The organism is Streptomyces sp. NPDC052721 (genome assembly GCF_040678315.1).
Taxonomy (GTDB): Bacteria; Actinomycetota; Actinomycetes; order Streptomycetales; family Streptomycetaceae; genus Streptomyces.
This window is the reverse complement of sequence record NZ_JBFATL010000016.1, coordinates 65,933-79,993: the sequence shown is the minus strand read 5'-3', so window position 1 is coordinate 79,993 and position 14,061 is coordinate 65,933. Positions and strand designations below refer to the sequence as shown.

Sequence of the window (14,061 nt, the reverse complement as noted above, 5' to 3'; positions counted from 1 at the left end):
GAAGACCCTCGCGCCCGGGGAACGACCGACGCATGACGAAAGGCTGTGACCCCACATGCAGAAGCGCAGGCTGCGGGACCTCCAGGTATCGGCCATCGGGCTCGGATGCATGGGGATGTCCGCCTTCTACGGCTCCGCCGACCGGGAGGAGGGCATCGCGACCATCCGGCGCGCCCTGGAACTCGGCATCGACTTCCTCGACACCGCGCAGGTCTACGGGCCGCTCACCAACGAGTCGCTCGTCGGTGAGGCGATCAGGGGCCACCGCGACGAGTACGTCATCGCCACGAAGTTCAACTACCGGATGGACGACGCCGTCCCCGGCGACATGAGCACGGTCGGCCGGCAGGACGGCTCGGCCGAGCACGTGCGCAGTTCGGTGCACGGCTCGCTCCAGCGGCTCGGCACCGACCACATCGACCTGTACTACCAGCACCGGGTCGACCCGAACGTGCCCATCGAGGAGACGGTCGGCGCGCTGGGTGAGCTGGTCGCCGAGGGCAAGGTGCGGTACATCGGACTGAGCGAGGCGAGCGCGGAGACCATCCGGCGCGCGCACGCCGTCCACCCGGTCACCGCGGTGCAGAGCGAGTACTCGCTGTGGTCGCGGGACGTCGAGGCCGAGGTGCTGCCCACCTGCCGGGAGCTGGGCATCGGCTTCGTGCCGTACTCGCCGCTCGGCCGGGGTTTCCTCGCGGGCCGCTTCACCTCGCCCGACGAGCTGGACGAGAACGACTTCCGGCGCACGAACCCGCGCTTCGCGGACGCCAATCTGGAGGCGAACCTGCGGCTGGCTCAGAAGGTGAAGGAGATCGCCGCCGAGAAGGACGTGACCCCGGCCCAGCTGGCCATCGCCTGGGTGCTGGCCCAGGGCGAGGACCTGGTGCCGATCCCGGGCACCAAGCGCCGCACCTACCTGGAGCAGAACGCCGCCGCGGTGGGCATAGAGCTGACCGAGGACGACCTGGCCCGTATCGACGCGGAGCTGCCCGCGGCGGCGGGTGAGCGGTACGACGAGGCCGGGATGAGGGCCGTCAACCGCTAGACCACCGGGTGGGGAGCCTCCGCGCGTCGACCGCGGGTTTCGTGGTTGCCCGCGCCCGGGCGGCGGTAGTCCCGTTCGCCCCTGGGGAGGCGTACGCCGGTTCTTCGTCCGCGAACCCAACGGCCAGGTGGTCGATGCGCTGAGCCGTCTCCGGCGCCGCGGTACCGGGATGACCTCGGTCGGATCACCGTCCCGCGCCCCGTTCCCGCCGGCCGCGCCCGGACACCACCACGAGGTCCAGCGCCGCCGCCAGTGCGAGGAGCCCGCACACCGCCGCGAGGATGGTCAGCGGGCCGGTGCCCGGGCTGTCGCCCGGGCCCTCGTGCGCGGCCCACACCGCGAACCCGGCGGTCGCCGCGGCGAACAGGGGCAGGAAGACGGCGGAGAGCAGCAGCCGCAGCCGCAGGGCGCTGCGCGCGGTGGCCGGTTCGGTGCCGGTGCGGGGAGAGCGGCGGCCGATCCCGCCTGAGTGTGGCCGGGAGACCGGCGCCGTCGTCCGTCCGTGCTGGTACCGGCGCATGATGTGCCTCCTCCGGCGTGGCCGCTCGGTCCGCCGCTCTTCGCGTACCTGGACGGACAGGGCTGAAACCGGCCCTGTGAGGAACCCCACGCGCGCCCCAACCACCGTATGCCCGAGGCTCTTTGGCGGATGTCACCGGACACCGGCGGACGCGGCGGCGTCGACCGTGCCGTCCCGTCTGCCACCATGGTCGGCGCCCTGACCAGGCAGCCCCGGCCGTGCAGCGCTGCCGACCCGACGGGCTCGCCGGTCTCCCCCGAGTTTCCGGTTGTCGAGTACCCCGTCGTGTCTTCTGACCCTGCCCAGCCCCCGTCAGCGTCCCTCACCGGCCCGGCCTCGCGTTCGCCGTGGCGTTCCCTCCGGCACCGGGGCATGCGCTGGTGGTCCGCCGCGAACTTCGTCTCCAACGCCGGCACGTGGATGCAGCTCACCGTGCAGAACCTGCTCGTGCTGCACATCACGGGCTCGGCTGCGGCGACCGGTCTGTCCATGTCCGTCCAGGCGGCGCCCGCGCTGTTCGTGAGCCTGCTCGGCGGCGCGGCCGTGGACCGCTGGCCCCGGAAGCTGACGGTCACCGTCAGCCAGGCCCTGCTCGGCGCGGTCGCCTTCACCACGGCGTCGCTCGTGGCGCTGGACCGGATCGACATGACGGCGCTGCTGGTGCTGGCCGCCGTGACCGGCGTCATCGCCACCGTCGACGGACCGGCCTGTGCCCTGCTCGGCAATGATCTGGTGCCGGTGGAGGACGTGCCGTCCGCGATCGGCGTGGGCGCGCTGGTGCATAGCGCGGGCCGGCTGGCCGGCACGGCCCTGGCGGGGGTCACCGTCGGTGTCCTCGGCACGTCCGCCGCGTACGCCGCGAACGGGCTGTCGTTCCTGTTCGTTGCCTCGGTGGTGCCGTTCCTGCGCCCGGCGCCCGGGGCCGCCGGGGAACCCGCGGCCGGTGCGCGGGCGGTTCCGGCGCGCGCGGGGATGACGGTGCGGGAGGGTCTGTCCTTCTTCGCGCGCAGGCCCCGCCTGGTCGCGCTCGCGGGCATCACCGGGCTCAGCTCCGTCTTCGGCCGCAACTACGGCCTGACGCTCGCCGTCCTCGTCACCGGACCGCTGGCGGGCGGCGCCGGGGCGTTCGGCACGGTGTCCACGGTGCTCGCCGTCGGCGGCATCCTCGGCGCGGTCCTCGGCGCCCGGCTGCGCAGGCCGTCCGTGCGGACCGTGGGTCTGCTGGCTGCGGCGGGCGCGCTGCTCCAGGTGGTGGCGGGTCTGTCGCCGTCGCTGGCCGTACTGCTCGTACTGGTACTGCCGATGGCGATCGTGGAGTCCGTCTCCGACACCGCCGGTACGGCCGTGCTCCAAACCGATCCGCCGCCGCGTCTGCGGGGCCGGGTGCTCGGCGTGTGGAGCAGCATCGGCACGGTGTGGAGCCTCGGCGGCCCGCCGCTGCTGGGCCTGCTCATGGAGTGGGCCGGCGCACGCGGCGCGCTGGTGGCCGGCGGTCTGCTCATCGCCGGGTCGATCGGCGCGGGCCTGCTGCTGCGCCGCCGCTGCGAACCGGTGCCGCTGACGCTTCCCACGAAGGACGGCGACGTCACCGGGCGCGAGGCGCTGAGCACGGCGGCGTGACACACCGGGAGGTACCCGCGCGGCCCGCCGGGGTGTGCGGGGGTCGGCCGCGCCGGGCGTGATCCCCGGCCGACACCTCCGCGAGGCACCGGCCCCGCCGGAACACGACCACCCCCGGCGCCGCCTCCGCCCCCGTCACCCGTGGCGGCTCGGCAGGTGGTACACGTGGAACGCCTGGCCGATCACCGGCTGGGCGACGTTGCGTACGCGGACGCCCCCGCTGGTCATGCCGTGCTCGGTGCCGGCGTGGGCGTGGCCGTGCACCGCGAGGTCGGCGCCGCCGGTGTCGATGGCCTCCGCGAGCAGGTAGCTGCCGAGGAACGGGTAGATCTCCAGCGGCTCCCCGGCCAGGGTGTCGGGCACCGGCGAGAAGTGGGTCAGCGCGATCCGCACGTCGCAGTCCCGCTCGTTCAGGTTCTTCAGGGCGCTGTGCAGGGCGTCGGCGCTCCGCCGGGTGTAACGGACGAACTCCTTCATCAGCGGTTCGCCGAACTCCCCCGCGCAGCGGCCGACGAAGCCGCCGCCGAAGCCCTTGGTCCCGGCGACCCCGATCCGGGCGCCGTCGGCGGTGACGACGGCCGCCTGCCCTTCGAGGACGTGCGCGCCCGCGTCCCGGAGGATCGCGGTGACCTCCTCGGGTCGCTCGTCGTGGTGGTCGTGGTTGCCGAGTACGGCGACGACGGGCACCCCGAGGTCCTTGATCTCCCGGGCGACGATCGCGGCCTCCTCCGGTGTGCCGTGGCGGGTGAGGTCGCCGGCGAGCAGCAGGACGTCGGCACACGCGGGCAGTGTCTCGAAGGAGGGCCGCAGGGTGCCCTGGCTCTCGGGGCCCATGTGGATGTCGCCCACGGCCGCGACGCGGATCATGTCAGGTCCTCTCCGTGGTCGGGCGAGGACGTCCCGGCGATGAGCAGGTCGCTGTGGACCGGGTGCCCCGCCAGTTCCTCGCGGGCCATGCGCAGGATGTCGTCCCGGCACTGGGTGGACGGCACGGTGCCGGTGAGCAGGACGGCGTCGCCGCGCAGTTCGAGCCGTACGCCGAGTTCCGCGAGGTCTCCGGAGGCCAGGTGCTCGGCGAGGTGGGCGACGCGGTAGTCGAAACTCCCCGCCGCCGACGGGTGCGGCGGGCTGGTGTCGGTCATGGCTGCCCCTCCTGGGCGTCGATCACGTTCAGCCGTTCGAGGAGGAAGAGGAAGGCGGCCGGCATGGGCTGGTCGCCGCAGGTCGTGCGGACCTCGTCCCAGTCGACCTTCTCGCGGACGGCGCGCGCCACCGGCAGGACCGAGCCGAAGTCGCAGTAGTGCTCGGAGAAGGCGCTGATCAGGCTGCGGATCAGGTCGGTCGGTGACAGGACCGGCATGAGCACCGAGTCGACCGGCAGGACGTGGGCCCGGTCGAGCATGTCCCGGGTGACGGGCTGGTGGGCCAGCGCGAAGATGATGTCGACGTTCTGCCCGTGGCAGGTGGTCTTCACCAGCCAGTCCTCCGGTGGGGTCCGCACGGGCAGGCCGGCCTCTCGCAGTGTGGCGGCCACCGCCTCGGCGTCGTCGGGCAGGATGGCGAAGTCCGCGTCGTGCTGGAGGTAGCGGCTGCCGCCGTGTGCGTAGACGGCCACGCTCCCGGCGAGCGCGAAGGGGTGGCCCGCGCGTTTGAGGAGTGCGCCGATCTCCTTGGCGGCCTCCAGGATCGCCTGGCTGCGATCGTGCGGCAGTTGCGCCGGATCCGGCGCGGACGAGGACTCCAGGTCCGGCCCGTCCGAGGCGAGTCGGAGTTCGGTGACCTCCGGTCGCCGGACGGGCGCGGTGTCCTCCCCGTTGTGCGTCATGACCTCTCCATTCGGCACCCTGCGTCCCGGGGCGGCCGGATCGGCCCCGGGGTCGGTACGGGTACCCGGCGCACCGCCGGCGACACGGCGTCACCGGAAGGGTTCACTCCTCCGATGCCGAGCGCCGGAGTGCGGGAGTGCCGGGGGCCGCGCGCGGGGTTGGCCGGGCCCGGCCCGCCGGCGTCCGAGGCCGACGGCCGGCTGGGCGGCGACCGCAGTGGCCTGAGGCAGCAGCCCCCAGCGAGTGGCCGGTCGACCGGGCCGGGAGCACGCTGGTAGGCATGGCGTCCGGGGCCGCGCGCGTCCGCCTCCGGCAGCCGTGGCAGTCGGTCCACGCGCTGCTGGTGCTCCCGGTCGTGCTCATCGTGGTGATCACGGTGGTGGACCTGTGGCTGCCGTGGGACATCCATCTCGGGCCGGCCCTGGTGATCGCGCCCGCGCTCACGCCCTCTTTCGCCGGCCCCCGGGCGACGGCGGGCATCGGGGCACTGGCGGTGGCCGCCCAGCTCCTCATCGGCGTGCACCGCGGCGGGCTCGGCACCACCAATCACATCGTGCAGCTCATCACCCTCGCGATCCTCGTGGTGCTCACCGTGCTCTACAGCGCCCTGCGCGAGCGCCGGCAGGCCCAGCTGGCCCAGGTCCGCACGGTCGCCGAGGCCGCGCAGCACGTCCTGATGTGGCCGTTGCCCGAGCAGATCGGCCCGCTGCGGATCGCTTCGCTGTACCTGGCCGCGGAGGACGAGGCCCAGATCGGCGGCGATCTCTACGCGGCGACCGTGTGCGACGGCTCGGTGCGCCTCCTCATCGGTGACGTCCGCGGCAAGGGGCTGCCCGCCATCGGCGAGGCCGCGCTGCTGCTCGGATCGTTCCGGGAGAGCGCCCACCGGCACATCCCGCTGGCCGAGCTGGCGACCCGGCTGGACCAGAGCGTCACCCGCTACGCGGCCGATCTGGAGACTCCGGAGGAGGAGGGCGAGCGGTTCGCCACCGCCCTGCTCGTGGAGATCCCGGACCGCGACCCGGTCACCCGGATGACCAGTTGCGGTCATCCGCCGCCGCTGCTGCTGAGCCCCGGTCACGTCGTGACCGTCCCGAGTCTGCACCCGTCGCCGCCGCTCGGGGTGCACGCGGGCGCCGAGCACACCCTGGACGTGTTCTCCTTCGAGCCGGGCGACACGCTGCTGCTGTACACGGACGGGGTCATGGAGGCCCGGGACGAGCACGGTCGGTTCTATCCGCTGGCCGACCGGGTCACGCGGTGGACCGAGGACAGCCCCGAGGCGCTGATGCACCACCTGCGGCGCGATCTGCTCGCCCACGCCGGCGGCCGGCTCGGCGACGACGCCGCGCTCATCGCGGTGCACCGCACCCCCGTCGAGCGCCGCCGCCACCACGGCCGCGGCGAGATCGCCCGCCACGGGTGAGCGCCCGGCGGTGACGCCTGGCCGGCGGACGATCCCGAGGACGGCCGGGGGCCGCCGGCCCGCGGCCGGCCGGGCATCGGCCGGCCGGCGTCCTACGGCCGGAACCAGGGCGAACGCCTGACTTCCGGGGGACAGCGGTACGACGGCACCCACTCGGGTGGCTTCGGCCGCCACGTTCAACAGGCCTTGTGACAAAGTTCAGTTCGGAGGGTGGCCCCTGCCGCCGAGGCGTTGCGAGAATCTGCGGCGCCTCGACAACAGGGAGCCCACGTGCGTCAGTTGACCTCCGCGCTCGCCGCCGCCCTCGGCGCGCTCGCCCTCGTCCTCACCTCGCCCGGCACCGCCGCCGCCGGCGTCCTGCAGCTGCTGCCGCAGAACGCCGACGGCCTGGAACAGACCTTCTCCCCCGCCTACGACTACGACGGCGACGGCTGTTACGCCACCGCCGCCATCGGCAGCGACGGCACCATCAACCCCGGCCTGAAGCTGGGCGGCGACGTCAACGGCCACTGCCACGACTACGCACAGCTCGCCAACGCCAACACCTACTCGCGCGAGAAGTGCAACAACGGCTGGTGCGCGGTGATGTACGCCAGCTATTTCGAGAAGGACCAGGCGACCCTCGGGCCCGCCGCCATCGGACACACCCACGACTGGGAGCACGTCGTGGTGTGGATCAAGGACAACACCGTCCAGTACGTCTCGGTGTCCCAGCACTCCGGCTACCAGGTGGCGGACCGCTCCTCGGTGCGCTTCGACGGCACCCACCCGAAGATCGTCTACCACAAGGACGGCGTCTCCACCCACTGCTTCCGGTTCGCCAACACCAACGACGAACCGCCGGAGAACGTGACGGGCGGCTGGTTCTACCCGCGGCTGGTCGGCTGGAACGGCTATCCGGCGGGCTACCGCGAGAAGCTGCTGAGCGCGGACTTCGGGGCGGCCACCATCAAGATCAAGGACGGCGACTTCTCGTACGCGCTGGCGCACTCCATGCCGTCGGGCATCCCCTTCGACCCCAACGCCTGACGCCGGACACCCGCGCCTGCCTCGATCCGAGTGAGGTTCCCGATGTCCGTACGTAAGTCCCCGCGCCGGCCGTTCCTACGGCCCCTGCCCCTACGACGCCTGCTCGCGGGCCTGGTCCTGGTGCCGGCGGTGTTGTCCCCGGTGGCCGCTCACGCGGCACCGGGCGGTCCGGCGAAGGCCCGCTTCGACCTCCAGGCACACCGCGGCGGCCTCGGCCTGACGACCGAGGAGTCGCTGGAGGGCTTCGGCAAGGCGATGCGGCTCGGGGTGTCCACGCTGGAGCTGGACACCCAGGTCACCAGGGACCTGAAGGTGGTCGTCAACCACGACCGGCAGATCAGCGGCGTGAAGTGCAGGGACACCGGCCCGGTCACGCCCGGCGATCCGGCCTACCCCTACGTCGGCAGGTACATCAAGGATCTGACCCTGGCTCAGATCAGGACGCTGGACTGCGGATACCAGCAGCTGCCCGGCTTCCCCGAGCAGGAGGTGGTCAAGGGCTTCCGGATGGTGGAGCTGAAGGACGTCCTGCACCTGGTCGAGAGCTACCGCGCCTGGGGCGTGAGGCTGAACATCGAGACCAAGGTGGAGGCGGGCGCGCCCGAACAGACCGCGCCGCGCGAGGTGTTCGTCCGCCGGGTGTACGAGGAGATCCACCGCTCCGGCATCGAGCGCCAGGTCACCATCCAGTCCTTCGACTGGGGCGCGCTGAAGGTGATGCACCGGCTGGCGCCCAGGTGGCCGCTGGTGGCGCTGACCAACTACGACTTCCTCCAGGTCGGCAAGCCCGGCGCGTCCCCGTGGCTGGGCGGGATCGACGCGGACGACTACGGCGGGGACTTCGTCCGGGCCGCCGCGACCCTGCCCGGGGTGACGACCCTCTCCCCCAACTACGGCTTCCCGCAGTCCGGCAAGGTCGGCGACCCCGGGTTCCGGTTCTACTCCGACGCGGCGATGGTCGCGAAGGCGCACGCCCGGGGGCTCAAGGTGGTGCCGTGGACCTGTGACGACCCGGCGACCGTGGAGGCCCTGATGGACATGGGCGTCGACGGGATCATCACCGACTACCCCGACCGCGTACGGCAGATCATGGCCGACCGCGGCATGCGGCTGCCGCGTTCCTACCATCCGGGCAACCGCGCCTGACCGGCCCGCGGCACACCTCCGACCGGCCCGGCGGGCGCGAGCCCCGCTCCGAATGGGGCGGGGCGGGACCCGCGCCCGGTGCCCCGGTCAGCCGGCCGGCTTCAGGTCGGTGATCTTCAAGGTCTTCAGATCGGACTGGACGTCGATCCGGCTGACCTGCGGGTGCGGCCCGTCGCCCCAGGTGAGCGTGACCCTGCTCGTGGCGTGACCGGCGCCCGAGCCGGTGTAGGCCACCTTCCACTTCACCGGCACGTTCTGCGCGAACAGGATGCCGTCGGCGTGTTCCTTCTTCTCGTAGGCGGCGACCTTCTTCTGCGCGGCGGCGGAGAGGTAGAAGCCGCGCAGCGCCTTGGCACCGGCCGCGGCGGTGGGGTCGTCGGTGGCCCAGACGGCGTCGATGTAGGCGCCGTAGAAGTCGGCCACGTGCTGGGTGACGTTCCGCGGGTCGCCCTGCGCGGACGACACGGCGGCGGCACGGGTCGTGCCGCTCGCGGAGGCCCCCGCCAGGGCGGGCGTGACGGCGGCCAGGGTGAGGCCGGCCGTGAGGGCCGCGGCGGTGAGGAGGGTCTTGCGGTTGCGCATGGACATGTGTCCCGTTCCCCCGGTTTCTTCGCGACCGGTCCGATCCGGCCGTCGACGGATCCTAAGACCGCGTTTCCCGGGCCCTGGTTCCGCTTCCGCTCCTCTCTTTTCGGTCATTCCGGCGCGGGCCGGTCCGGTGCCGCCGCCGGCCGCTCGTGCAGCGCAGCGCGTCGTCGCCGGTCTCGACGGCGACGACCCCGACGACCAGGGCGCCGGGCGCGAGCCGGGCGAAGTGGCCCCGGTAGGTTCCGTGCGCCCGCCGGGCGTGCCGGCCGGGACCAGCCACGCCGTGACCGCCTCGGGGTCGGTGAGGGCCCGGAGGACGGCGTGCGGCGGCGCCTCCGCGTGCCGGGTGACGCGGGTGGTGTACGGGAAGGCGGGGCCGAGGTCCGGGAGGTGGGTCGGACCCCGGCCCCGGGTCTGTCACGGCTTGCGGGCGACCGCGCCGTACATCGCGATGTCCTCGTCCCGGATGCCCTGTTCGCCGCTGCCGTCGGGGTGCCACTTGTGCACCTGGACGATGCCGGGCTCGACCAGGTCCAGGCCCGTGAAGAACTCGTGGGCCTCGTCCAGGGTGCGCAGCCGCATCGGCATGTTGCGGGCCGCGTACTCGCGGGCGACCCGGCCCACCTCCTCGGGCGCGAACTCGGCGGTGCCGATGGACATCGCCAGGTGGCTGCCGGACGGCAGCGGCTCCAGCAGCCGCCGTACGACGCCGACCGCGTCGTCCGCGTCCAGCATGAAGTGGACGATCGCGATGACGGTGAGGGCGACGGGCCGGCTCAGGTCGAGGGTCTCGCGCAGTTCGGGGGCGTCCAGGATGGCCGCCGGGTCACGGAAGTCGGCCTCGATGTACGCGGTCCGGCCCTCGGGGGCGCTGGCCAGCAGGCCCTGGGAGAGGGTGAGCACGATCGGGTCGTTGTCGACGTAGACGACGCGGGACTCGGGGGCCACGGCCTGGGCGATCTCGTGCAGGTTGGGCGAGGTCGGGATGCCGGTGCCGATGTCCAGGAACTGGCGCATGCCCGCCTCCTCGGCGAGCCAGCGCACGGCACGGTTCATGAAGTCGCGGTTGGCCCGCATGTGCACCGGGAGCGCGGGCCACTCCCGGGACATGGCGTCGCCCGCCTCCTTGTCGGCGGGGTAGTAGTCCTTGCCGCCGAGTATGTAGTCGTAGATGCGGGCGGAGTGGGCGTTCTCGGTGTCGATCCGGTCGGCCGGCCATCCGTTGTCGGGCAACGCCGTGTCTCCCATTCGGTCGGGTGGGGCTCGGGGCTTCGCGTCAGCAGGTACCAGGGCGGGGCGGGCAGGTGGGGGGCGGGTCACAACTCCTTGCGCAGCGTGGCGAGCAGGGTTTCGGTCTTCCTGGCGGACGCGGCCTGGGCGCTCAGCCGGTCCAGGGCCTCCCGGTAGACCACGACCTCGTCGGCCTTGTCGAGGTAGACGGCCCCGACGAGGCCGCTGAGATAGGCGATGTCGGGCAGTTCCCGGGCCCGGAACCGGAAGAGGTGGAAGGCGCCGGCCGACAGGGCGGGGTGCGGGCCGTTGGCGAACGGCATGAGCTGCACGGTGACCTGGGGCAGCCGGTTGACCTCGATGAGGTGGTCGATCTGCGCGCGCATCACGTCGGCGCCGCCGACCGGCCAGCGCAGCACGGTCTCGTCCATCACCACCCACAGCCGTGGCGGCGTGGCCCTGGTCAGCAGTTCCTGGCGGCGCATGCGCAGGGCGACGCGGCGTTCGATGGCCTCGGCGGAGGCGTGCGGACCGGTCGCGGTGAGCAGGGCGCGGGCGTACTCCTCGGTCTGCAGCAGCCCGTGCACGAACTGGTTCTCGTACGCGCGAATCTGCAGGGCCGCCTGTTCCAGGCTGAGGTAGGCAGAGAACCAGCCGGGCATGACATCGCGGTACGCGTGCCACCAGCCGCGCTTGTTGGCCTCACGCACGGACTGCAGGAAGGTGTCGATCTCCTGCTGGTCGGTGACGCCGTAGACCTGGAGGAGTTTCTCGGCGTCCGCGAGCCGCAGCCGGGACACCTTGGCGGCCTCCATGCGGCGGATCGTGGAGTGGCTGACCCCGATGGCGGCGCCCGCCTCGGCGTAGCCGAGGCCGGCCCGGGTGCGCAGTTCCTCCAGTCGTCTGCCGAGGATCATGCGCAGCACGGACGGGGCGCCGCCCCAGTCGCTCTCCGCGGTCACGCCCACCCCCTCGTCAGCTCCCGGACACCCTCGCACGCGATCCGTGTGCCCGCCCATTCGATCACGTTCCGGCGAATGCAGCATGCACTTCGCCAGCTGCAAATTTCAACTTGTCGGTTGCGGAGCGTGGTTGGGGAATGCCAGAGTGGACTCACTGCTCCGGCCGACCCATGGAGCAGGCGGCGCGGCCGGCTCGGGGGAGACAGGCCGCCACCACGGCCTGCCGCAGGCGGTGGGACGTCTGCTGCCCGAGCGGCCGGCCGACGCCCGCACCCTCACCCGAGAGGCCGGACGAAAGGCGCACGGCGATGGCGCTGCCCTCCCTCCACCGACGGCTCCCTCGACCGACCGACCAGGACAGACGACTCGCCGTGCGGCAACGGCCGTTGTTCTCGTCGGCGACCGCGCCGCACCGGCTGCCGGCCCCACCCGGCGCCCCCCTGAACCACCCGGAGGCGAGCACCCCGGTCGACTCCCTGGGCCCCACGGCCCCGACCACCTCGCCTCCGGGGCCACACGTCCCGCCCCGGCCGAAGGCCTGGCGTACGTGCTCGTGACCGCGGGTACCGCCCGCCGTGACGCGGGCGGTCTGCCGGCCGTCGGCTGAACAACCCCGCGCACGACTCACCACACCGCCCCCGGACCATCCCCCACCCGTCCGAAGGACAGTCATGCACCACACCACCACCCCCACCCCGGCCGCCGACCCGTCCTGGACCCGCACCCGCCCCAAGCCCGGCTCCCAGGAACAGGCCGACTGACCCGGGCAGCAACCCGCTGCACGGCCCCGTCCGCCCCGGCAGTCCCGTTCCGGCATCCGAGGAGACTCCCGGCACTCTCCGGCAGCACCCTTCCGCCCACACCCGGCAGCGCTACGGCATCCCGCCGCGACCCGCTAGATTCGCCGCCGGTGCGGAGCGTCCGTACTCTCGGCGCGTCGGTGCCGTGTCTGCCGTGTGTGCTGTCGTGCCGGGGGTCTCATGGGCTGGTCGCTGTTCCGCCGGAACCGGATCGCGCCGGGGCTTCCGGTCCCGGGGCGGTGTGCGCCCGGGCGGCATGTGCTGGGCACCGAACGGCTGTTGCTGTTCACCCCGCGCACCCGCCTGGACGTGGCGGCGGCGCTCGCCGCGAGCGCGGACGCGGAGGCGCAGCGGTGGCTCGGCACCCAGGCGGACGAGGTGCTGCCCGATCCCGCCGTCCGCCGGGCCCTGCTGGCCTGGCGGCCCGCCGGGGAGGACGGCCGACGGATCCCGCACCAGTTGGCGGAACCCTTCACACCCGGCCCGGACGACCCGCTCCTGCTGGTCTGCGTGCGCCGGTCCGACCTCAGTTACGCCGGTGCCCTCGAACTACAGCACCGGGCGGGTGAGATGGGTGGCTGGCTGGCCCCGGGCTGCCGTGGCCAGGGCCTGGGCGCGGAGCTGTTCCGCGCGGGCCTGGAGCTGGCCCACACCCACCTCGGACTGGCCACGGTCCGGGCCGGGGCAGAGGACGGGAACACCGCGAGCCGGCGCGCCCTGACCCGCGCGGGCCTCGTCCCCGACCAGGGCCCGCGCCGGCACACCCTGCCCGACGGACGCGTGGTCGACGCCGTCTGGCACCGCCACGACACCGGGACACCCGTGCGCTGCCGCTGACCGTCAGGGGGCGTCCCGGCGGCGCCCGGTCACCCGGTCAGGGTCCGGGTCCGGCCACGGTACGTCGTAGGCCCAGCCGAGGCGTTCGAACCGGCGGATCAGCCGGGCGCCGGCGTCGAGCCGGCCGGTGAGCACGCCGTGCCGGGCGCTGGTGGGGTGTTTACGCTGCGGTGTCCACCGGCCGGTGGGTGCCGGAGAAGGTGGCCGAGCTGTTCCCGCTGGGGCGAGGGCCGTTCCCGCATCCGGCGTGCTCCGCGAGGCGGTGGCTGGAGGTGCTCAGCGCGGCACGACGGCGCCGTCGCTGCGATGGAAACGAACTGTGGGCATGGCACGACGAACAGGGGTCGGGCCGCGTCGACGCCGAGCCGGCGCGGTGGTCCGGCGAACGGTGCCCGCGGGCGGGTTTCGGTCCACGCCGGTCAGCGCGGCACAACCGTACCGAGATCACGCCGGTGCCCGCGCGACGGGCACCGGCGCTCACGTGACCGCACAGCGGACGGCGGGGCGGCTCAGGCGCCGGGCATCAGACCCGCCGCCACCGTGGCCCCCAGCTCCCAGCACGCCTGGATGTCGGCTCTGCCCGGCTCGCCGGTGACGGTCACCGGCTCGGCCGCCCGGCGCCAGCCGAGGCCGGTGGTGACGGTCTCGATGGCGCGGACGGCACCGGTGACGTCGTTGCCGCCGTGGACGTAGAAGCCGAAGGGGCGGCCCCGGGTCTCGTCCAGGCAGGGATAGTAGATCTGGTCGAAGAAGTGCTTGAGGGCGCCGGACATGTAGCCGAGGTTGGCGGGCGTGCCGAGCAGGTAGCCGTCGGCTTCGAGCACGTCGGAGGCGGTGGCCGACAGGGCCGCCCGGCGTACGACGCGCACGCCCTCGATCTCGGGTGTGGTGGCTCCCGACACGACCGCCTCGAACAGGGCCTGGCAGTTCGGTGAGGGGGTGTGATGGATGATCAGCAGGGTAGGCACATCCGGCACCCTGCCGTTTGCGTACCGTCCCTCGCAAACGGTGGCTTCAGCGACTTTCCAGGCG

14 protein-coding genes and 1 pseudogene are annotated in these 14,061 nt (G+C 73.2%); 6 read left to right on the top strand and 9 right to left on the bottom strand.

Annotation, left to right across the window (positions count from 1 at the left end):
* Positions 1-55 precede the first annotated feature (55 nt).
* On the top strand, positions 56-1,045 hold the full coding sequence (locus tag AB0L21_RS17670; RefSeq protein ID WP_365705832.1) for an aldo/keto reductase: 990 nt from the start codon (positions 56-58) through the stop codon (positions 1,043-1,045).
* 184 nt (positions 1,046-1,229) lie between these two features.
* On the opposite strand, the gene AB0L21_RS17665 is transcribed toward AB0L21_RS17670, so the two are convergent.
* Positions 1,230-1,565 carry a DUF6343 family protein gene (locus tag AB0L21_RS17665; protein ID WP_365784914.1) on the bottom strand — a complete coding sequence of 112 codons (336 nt, stop codon included), beginning with the start codon at positions 1,563-1,565 and terminating at the stop codon, positions 1,230-1,232.
* A gap of 285 nt (positions 1,566-1,850) precedes the next feature.
* Between AB0L21_RS17665 and AB0L21_RS17660 the strand changes: the two genes are divergently transcribed.
* A complete protein-coding gene (locus tag AB0L21_RS17660) occupies positions 1,851-3,185 on the top strand; it encodes an MFS transporter (RefSeq protein WP_365784912.1) in 1,335 nt (444 codons plus the stop codon).
* A 135-nt stretch (positions 3,186-3,320) separates the two neighbouring features.
* Here the strand turns inward: AB0L21_RS17660 and AB0L21_RS17655 are convergent, their stop codons facing one another.
* The 3 genes from AB0L21_RS17655 to AB0L21_RS17645 are packed head-to-tail and all read right to left on the bottom strand — an operon-like array spanning position 3,321 to position 5,010.
* Positions 3,321-4,052, bottom strand: a complete 732-nt coding sequence (locus AB0L21_RS17655) for a metallophosphoesterase (protein ID WP_365705826.1) — start codon at positions 4,050-4,052, stop codon at positions 3,321-3,323.
* Positions 4,049-4,327 carry a BON domain-containing protein gene (locus AB0L21_RS17650; RefSeq protein WP_365705824.1) on the bottom strand — a complete coding sequence of 93 codons (279 nt, stop codon included), beginning with the start codon at positions 4,325-4,327 and terminating at the stop codon, positions 4,049-4,051. Before AB0L21_RS17650 ends, AB0L21_RS17655 begins: the two co-directional genes overlap by 4 nt.
* Complete coding sequence (locus tag AB0L21_RS17645) at positions 4,324-5,010, bottom strand: hypothetical protein (protein WP_365705822.1); 687 nt, start codon at positions 5,008-5,010, stop codon at positions 4,324-4,326. Before AB0L21_RS17645 ends, AB0L21_RS17650 begins: the two co-directional genes overlap by 4 nt.
* Before the next feature lie 281 nt (positions 5,011-5,291).
* Here AB0L21_RS17645 and AB0L21_RS17640 point away from each other — a divergent pair, with 281 nt between their 5' ends.
* From AB0L21_RS17640 to AB0L21_RS17630, 3 genes are all read left to right on the top strand, one after another.
* Complete coding sequence (locus AB0L21_RS17640) at positions 5,292-6,437, top strand: PP2C family protein-serine/threonine phosphatase (protein WP_365705820.1); 1,146 nt, start codon at positions 5,292-5,294, stop codon at positions 6,435-6,437.
* A gap of 270 nt (positions 6,438-6,707) precedes the next feature.
* Positions 6,708-7,466: an NPP1 family protein gene (locus tag AB0L21_RS17635; RefSeq protein WP_365784910.1), complete on the top strand. Its 759-nt coding sequence runs from the start codon at positions 6,708-6,710 to the stop codon at positions 7,464-7,466.
* Positions 7,467-7,550: 84 nt separating this feature from the next.
* Positions 7,551-8,612, top strand: a complete 1,062-nt coding sequence (locus tag AB0L21_RS17630; protein WP_365784991.1) for a glycerophosphodiester phosphodiesterase family protein — start codon at positions 7,551-7,553, stop codon at positions 8,610-8,612.
* Positions 8,613-8,699: 87 nt separating this feature from the next.
* Here AB0L21_RS17630 and AB0L21_RS17625 read toward each other — a convergent pair whose 3' ends face one another.
* The 3 genes from AB0L21_RS17625 to AB0L21_RS17615 all read right to left on the bottom strand — a co-directional run bounded on the left by AB0L21_RS17625 (position 8,700) and on the right by AB0L21_RS17615 (position 11,392).
* Positions 8,700-9,200: a hypothetical protein gene (locus AB0L21_RS17625; RefSeq protein WP_365705816.1), complete on the bottom strand. Its 501-nt coding sequence runs from the start codon at positions 9,198-9,200 to the stop codon at positions 8,700-8,702.
* Positions 9,201-9,617: 417 nt separating this feature from the next.
* Positions 9,618-10,433, bottom strand: coding sequence for an SAM-dependent methyltransferase (locus tag AB0L21_RS17620; protein ID WP_030984463.1), 816 nt, complete (start codon positions 10,431-10,433; stop codon positions 9,618-9,620).
* Between the two features lie 83 nt (positions 10,434-10,516).
* The gene (locus tag AB0L21_RS17615; RefSeq protein ID WP_365784908.1) at positions 10,517-11,392 is read right to left on the bottom strand and encodes a helix-turn-helix transcriptional regulator; all 876 of its coding nucleotides are present in this window, start codon (positions 11,390-11,392) and stop codon (positions 10,517-10,519) included.
* Positions 11,393-12,372: 980 nt separating this feature from the next.
* Between AB0L21_RS17615 and AB0L21_RS17610 the strand changes: the two genes are divergently transcribed.
* The gene (locus AB0L21_RS17610; RefSeq protein WP_365784906.1) at positions 12,373-13,029 is read left to right on the top strand and encodes a GNAT family protein; all 657 of its coding nucleotides are present in this window, start codon (positions 12,373-12,375) and stop codon (positions 13,027-13,029) included.
* Between the two features lie 3 nt (positions 13,030-13,032).
* Here AB0L21_RS17610 and AB0L21_RS17605 read toward each other — a convergent pair.
* Positions 13,033-13,185, bottom strand: a pseudogene (locus tag AB0L21_RS17605) (acyl-CoA desaturase); the annotation flags it as partial.
* Positions 13,186-13,538: 353 nt separating this feature from the next.
* A complete protein-coding gene (locus AB0L21_RS17600) occupies positions 13,539-13,997 on the bottom strand; it encodes an NAD(P)H-dependent oxidoreductase (RefSeq protein WP_365784904.1) in 459 nt (152 codons plus the stop codon).
* Between the last annotated feature and the right edge of the window lie 64 nt (positions 13,998-14,061).